The following is a 6445-nucleotide window of genomic DNA, read 5'->3' on the forward strand; positions in this document are numbered from 1 at the left end:
TCAGCTTTGTATAAGAGACAGTCCCAGAACACGCCTCCGTGCCTTTGGCCCCCACCCCCCGGACGACTGCCTCTACGGCCGCACGCTCATCCGCGCCGGCCCGTTCATCCGGCAAGGGGGCCGCCGCGCCGCCCGTCACCTCCCTCGTCCCCTATGCCTTCGACCTGCTCGACTCCCGCTCCGGCTACCCGGCGGGCATCCGTGACCCGCGCTGGCAGCAGGCGGTGTTCGAGGCGGGCGGCGTACCCGAGCGGGTCAGGGACGGCGCCGCGCGCGCGATCACCGACCTGTGCCGGGAACTGCGCGCGGCCGGGCACACCGCGGGCACCGGCGAGGCCGTCGAGACGTTGCGCCTGGCCTGCGACCTCGCCCACCTGCGCGGACTGTCCGCGCCCGGCCGGGGCGAGCTGCTCGAAGCGGTGACGACGGTGCTCGGCCAGGGCGAGCCGCTGGGCCGGGGCCGGGCGCTGGCGAAGGCTCTCGACGCGGTCTTCGTCGGCACCGCGCGCGGACGTACCGCGCCCGGCACGCCGCGCTCCGGGCTGGGGCCGGCCGTGGAGGAGGAGCTGGCCGCGCTCCGGCTCCCGTGCCCGGACGACCCGGAGCAGCGCGAAGTGCGTCTCGACCCGCTGCGCTCCGAGCTGGACGCCCGACGGGAGGTGCTGCTGCAACGCCTACTCGTGTGCGGAGTCGGTTACGGCGAGCCGCTCGAGGTCCTGGGCACCGGCGACGGCACCGCGCTCACCACCAAGTGGCGTCTGTCCTGGACCCCGGCGGTGCCCGCGCTGCTCGACCTGGCCGGCGTCCGGGGCGTGACCCCGTCCCAGGCGGCGGCGGGGACACTGCGTGAGACCTACCGGCGCGAGAGCGCGGACGGCGGGCCCACCTGCCGCACGATCCTCGCCGCGCTGCGCGCCGCGGCCCGCTGCGACCTGCCTGACCTGGTCGCGCACCGGCTGAACGACGCCGCCGTCACGCTGCCGGCCACCGCCACGCTCACCGAACTGCTCGACGCCCTGGACCTGCTGGAGGCCCTGCGCCGCGAGCACCTGCCCGGCACCACCCCCGAGGGGCGCGAACAGGCCGCCGGGCTGGCGGGCGACCTGGTGGAGGCGGCCGTCCGCGCGCTGCCCGGGCTGGCCGGCAGCGACCAGCCCGAAGACGCGGTCGCCCTCGTCGCGCTCGCCACGCGGGCCGGCGAGGACCGGCTGGGGCTGCGCATGGACGACGCGCTGGACACGCTCGCGCGTACCGGGGCGCCGCTGATCCAGGGCGCCGCGCTGGCCGCCCGCGTCCTGCTCGACCTGGACGGTCCCGACGCGCTCGGCGAGCGCGCCGCCGGCTGGATCGACGCCGCCACCGGCCCGGACGCGCGCCGCCGCCTGAGCCTGCTGCTGACCGGTGTCCTGACGGCCGCCGGCCCGCTGCTCCAGACGGCGCCCGCCGCGCTCGAACCGCTGATGGACCGGATCGACGGGCTCAGCGACAAGGAGTTCCTCGATCGGCTGCCGGCGTTGCGCGGCGGATTCGACACGCTCTCGCCGGCGGCACGTGGCCGGCTGCTGGGGGCGGTGTCGGAACGGCTGGGCGACAAGCTGGACCTGGTGCTGAGCGCGCCGCCCGAGCTGCTGGCCGCCTGGACCGCCGCCGACGCCGCCGGCCGCGACGCCCTGAACGCTCTCGGCCTCGCCGCACAACCGCCCGCGCCCGTGGACGCGGCCCCGGCACCCGCGCCCGCTGCAGCGAACCTCCCACCGGCGCCCACCGGCGCGGAACCGGGCCTCGAAGTCCCCGCTGAACCCGTAGCGGGTCAGGCGGAGGGACCGTTGCGGCTGCTGCCACCCGACCGATGGCGGCTGCTGCTCGGCCGGGAGCGGGAACGGCTGCCCGCCGGCGCCCGTCCGTACGCCCGCGCCCTGGACGAACTCTACGGAACCGGACGCGGCGAAGGCGCGGACGACTTCGGCCCGAGCGGCGGCCCAGGTGGCGCCCCCGGCGGCGACACCGGCGGCCAGGGAGACCCGTTCCCCACCGCCCGCGAATGGGCCGAGGAGCTGGAGTCCCTGTTCGGCACGGACGTACGCGAGGAGGTGCTGGCGCGCGCCGCCGACACGGGCCGCACCGACGTGCTCACCGAACTGGACCCCGCCTCGGTCCGGCCTTCCGTCGAACTGCTGACCTCGGTGCTGTCCCTGGCGGGCGGGATGCCGGAACAGCAGGTCGCCAAGCTCAGGCCACTCGTCCGCCGGCTGGTCGACGAACTCGCCCGCGAGCTCGCCACCCGGATGCGACCCGCGCTGACCGGCCTGGCCTCACCCCGTCCGACCAGACGTCCAGGCGGCAGGCTCGACCTGTCGCGCACCCTGCGCGCCAACCTGGCACACACGCGCCGACTCGACGACGGCCGGCTCGTGGTGGTGCCGGAGCGGCCGGTGTTCAACACCCGGGCCAGGCAGGAGGCCGACTGGCGGCTGATCCTGGTGGTCGACGTGTCGGGGTCGATGGAGGCCTCGGTGGTGTGGTCCGCGCTGACCGCCGCCGTCCTCGGGGGCGTGCCGACGCTCTCGACCCACTTCCTGACGTTCTCCACCCAGGTGATCGACCTGACCGACCGGGTGGACGACCCGCTTTCGCTGCTGCTCGAAGTACGGGTCGGCGGCGGCACCCACATCGCCGCCGGGCTCGCTCATGCCCGGACGCTGGTCACCGTGCCCAGCCGTACCCTCGTGGTGGTCGTCAGCGACTTCGAGGAGGGCTACCCGGTGGGCGGCCTGCTCGCCGAGGTGCGCGCGCTCGCCGGATCCGGCGTCCACCTGCTGGGCTGCGCCGCGCTGGACGACCAGGGCGTACCCCGCTATTCGCTGCCCATCGCCCAGCAGCTCGTCGCGGCCGGCATGCCCGTCGCCGCGCTCAGCCCGCTCGCCCTCGCCCGCTGGGTGGGCGACCGCCTCCGGGGAGAAGTCCGGTGACCACCTCTGCAACGAACGCTCATCCGGCCGGGCCGCTCCCGCCCGCGGCGCCGCACCTGGTGGCCGCCGCCGTCGAGGGCCTGACCACCAGGTTGCGCAAGAAACTGGACGCCGCCGTCGAGCAGTACGCGGCACTGGACCGCGTGGCCGACGGCACGGACGTCGTGATCACCTGCGGCACGGACGCGGTGGTCACGCTCTCCCCGGGACCGTCCGGGGTGATCGCGGACGCGGAGCAGGCGCGCTGCACCTGCCTCCTCGCACCCCGCTGCCTGCACCGGGCGGCCTTGCTCACCGCCTGCCCCCTGGCCGACCCCACGCCACTGGACGACGCGCTTCCGGACACCGGCACCAACGCTGCGGATGCGGGCCACCGGGGCCCGAACGGGGACACGCCGGGCGCGAGCACGTCGGGTTCGACGGCGACGCCGGCTGCGGCGGGTCCGGTGGCGGCGTCGTACTCGGCAGAAACGGCGGGTTCGGCGGCGGGAGACCCATCCGCAGCACCGGCCGAGGCGAACCTCGACGCAGAGCCATCCGCGTCCGCGAGGCCCGGGCCGGTTTCAGGACCGGAGCGCGACTCCCAGCAGAGCCAGGCAGCCGGCGCCCCGCGAGTCGACCCCGACACGGCACGGCCCGAGCCGAACGGGGGGCGGGCCGAGCCTAGTGCGGCGCAGGTCGCGGCGGCCGCCGGGTTGTGGCGTGCGGCGGCGGCGGTGTTGTCGACAGGCGTCCCAGGCGCCGGCGCGGTGCCGCAGGCCGAACTGCTCAAGGCCGCGCACACCGCCCGTCTCGCCGGCCTGCCCAAGGCCGAGGCGGCCACGCTGCGCGTCGTACGCGGGTTGCGGGCGGCCCGTGCGCGTTACGACGGCCACCGCCTCGCCGACCTGGTATCGGCGCTGCGCGAGCTGCTGCTCACCGTGGGCAGGCTGGCCGCGTCCGACCCCGATCCCGCGCTGATCGGCACCCTGCGGCGCGGCTACCGTCCGAACGGCGGCCTGAAGGTCCACGGCGTCTTCCGCGAGCCGGTGATCAGCAGCACCGGCTACGGCGGGGTGGTCACCCACCTCGTCACGGAGGACGGACGCTGGTTCTCCGTCGCCGACGTCAAGCCCGGCGGACCCTCGCGCGCCCGGGGTGCCGCCACCGCGACCGTGGCCATCGGAGCGGCCATGATGAGCCACGCGCAACTGGCGCGCGGTGGGTTGCTGATCGCGGGGGCGACCGTGTCCCCGGACGGACGCCTCGGCGCGGGCAAGGGCGTGCGCGCCACCCCGGTCGCCGGTCTCGCCTGGACGGACGGGCCGCTGGCCGACCTGTTCGCGCGTCCGCTGGCCGAGGCGGCGGGAGCGCGTCTGTCGTCTGGGGCGTGGAGCGAGGAGGAGGCGGCGGAGCAGGTCAGGGAACCGGTCGGGTGCGACCTGGTGATCCTCGGCGCGTCCGGCGACCACGTACTCGCCCGCGAACTACGCCCGATAACCCCCGATCCACAAGCCCACACCCGCGACCCACGAGCCACCGGTGGCGATTCGCCGGCCACAGCCCCCGACCCGCAACCCGCAACCCCCGATCCGCAGGCCACCGCCCGCGACGCCCCGTCCGATCCAGGTACGCAGGCACCGGGCACGGACGCACCGGGCACGGACGCACCGGGCACGGACGCACCGGGCTCGCAGGCACCGGGTATGCAGCCATCGGGCATGCAGCCATCGGGCACGGGTGGCGATGACTCGGGCACGGATGAGGCCCGCAACGCGGAGGCGAAGGGTCAGCCGGTGCTGCATGCCGAGGGCCCGCTGATCCGGCTGGTGCCCGCCAGCCGCCATCCCGACCTCGCGCACGTCGAGAACCTGCGGCGGCTGGCCGCCCGTCCCGGCCTGTGCGTACGGGTCGTGGCCCGCGTCGAGCCCGATCGGACGGCCACACTCCGTCCGCTCGCAGTGGGACCGGTACCGGGCGCCGCCGTTACGCTGCGGCTGCCGGCTGAGTGGAAGGGACGCGCCGACCTCGGATACGACCGCCTCCAGGGCTCCCACCTACCACCCCAGAACACCAGCCCGCCACCCAACGCAGGCCCATCACCCGACACCAGCCCGTCACCCAACGCAGCTCCGTCTCCTGACGCCAGCCCAGCATCCGATGGTGGCCCGCCTTTCGACACTGGCTCCCCACCCGACGCTGACTCGTCACCAAACGGCGGCCCATCACCCGATGGCAGCCCGTCACTTGATGCAAGCCCGACATTCGACGTACACCCGTCACTTGACGTGGCTCCGTTGCCCGACGGTTGGGCACCAGACGTGGACCTGTCACCAGATGCAGGCCTATCACCAGATGTGAGCCCGTCACCAGGCGCGCGCCCGCCGTCGGGTGCGCGCTCACCCTCCGAGGCGCCGCCGCCACCGGGCTTGTTCCCGCTCGGCCAGGGCGGCTCCTCCGAGACGGACCTGCTGGAAGCCGCTCCGCTCTGGCGGGTACGGCGGCTGGTCGAGCTGGCCGTCTCCGGCGGGCGAAGGGCGGTCGCCGAGTCCGCGCGCAGCGGGGACTCGGCGCAGCAGGCGGCGTTCCTGCGCCGCTCCGGCTTCCAGACCGCTGCCGAGTTGGCGACCGGCCTGGCAGACGAGGCCGACCGGCGAGAACGCGACGTCTTCGGCCGGCTGACGGACTCCGGCCCGGACGGGTACGCACGAGCGTGGCTGGCAGCGGCGACTCATCTGGCGGCGACGGAACGGGCCCTCGTCCGCACCTCGTGGCAGGCCGCTCCTTAGCCGGAAGTCCGTGAACTGCCGACCGCGGGTCGCTGGGCATGGGCTGCCGACCGTGGGTCGCTGGGCATGGGTCGCTGGGCGTGATTTGCCGACCGTGAGCCGCCGACCAAGAGTCGCCGACCGTGAGCCGCTGGGTCCGAGGTGCTGTGGGTGTACACCCACAGCACCTCGGCGGCTTCTCCATGGCGGATCGTTGGCGGTCGTCGGCGCGACGGCCTGCAGCGGCTCGTCGTGAGGGCGGCTCGCTCCCGTACGGCAACCAGCGGAATGGAACGGCATTCGCCGACGGGCCGAAGGCTTCGGGGGTCAGGGGCGGTGTGGCGATGGCTGCGGTGCCAGGGACGACGCGCCGCGATGGTGGGACCGAAGGCGGCGCGCCGATGGACGTGGGGCCAGGGCGCAGTTGGTGGAGATGCGGTCGAAGGCGGCGGCTGATGGCTGCGGGCCGCGGAGGGGGCACGCCGATGGATGCGCGGGCCGGGCGCGCGTTGGTGGCGGGGTCGAAGGCGGCGGACCGATGGCTGCAGGCCGGGGACAGTGCACCATTGTGACGGGCCAGGGGCGGCGTGTTGGTAGCGGTGGGGGGGCGAAGCTGGCGGGCCGATGGACGTGTGGTCCGACGGACGGTGGGGCGGCAACTGTGAGGGCGGCGACTGTGGGGTGGTGACTGTGGGCCGAAGAGGGCGGGCCGAAGGTGCGGGGCTGGAG

The 6445-nt window shown here is 75.1% G+C and carries 2 protein-coding genes; both read left to right on the forward strand.

All coding sequences use genetic code 11. The features are described from left to right. The first annotated feature begins 38 nt into the window (after nt 1–38). Nucleotides 39–2969 carry a DUF5682 family protein gene (locus tag HII36_RS52330; RefSeq protein ID WP_328808287.1) on the forward strand — a complete coding sequence of 977 codons (2931 nt, stop codon included), beginning with the start codon at nt 39–41 and terminating at the stop codon, nt 2967–2969. After that, a complete protein-coding gene (locus HII36_RS57575; RefSeq protein ID WP_328808288.1) occupies nt 2966–5737 on the forward strand; it encodes a hypothetical protein in 2772 nt (923 codons plus the stop codon). The genes HII36_RS52330 and HII36_RS57575 overlap by 4 nt, the downstream gene beginning before the upstream one ends. The last annotated feature ends 708 nt before the right edge of the window (nt 5738–6445 follow it).

The sequence above is a fragment of the Nonomuraea antri genome (assembly GCF_013283785.1).
Lineage (GTDB): Bacteria > Actinomycetota > Actinomycetes > Streptosporangiales > Streptosporangiaceae > Nonomuraea > Nonomuraea antri.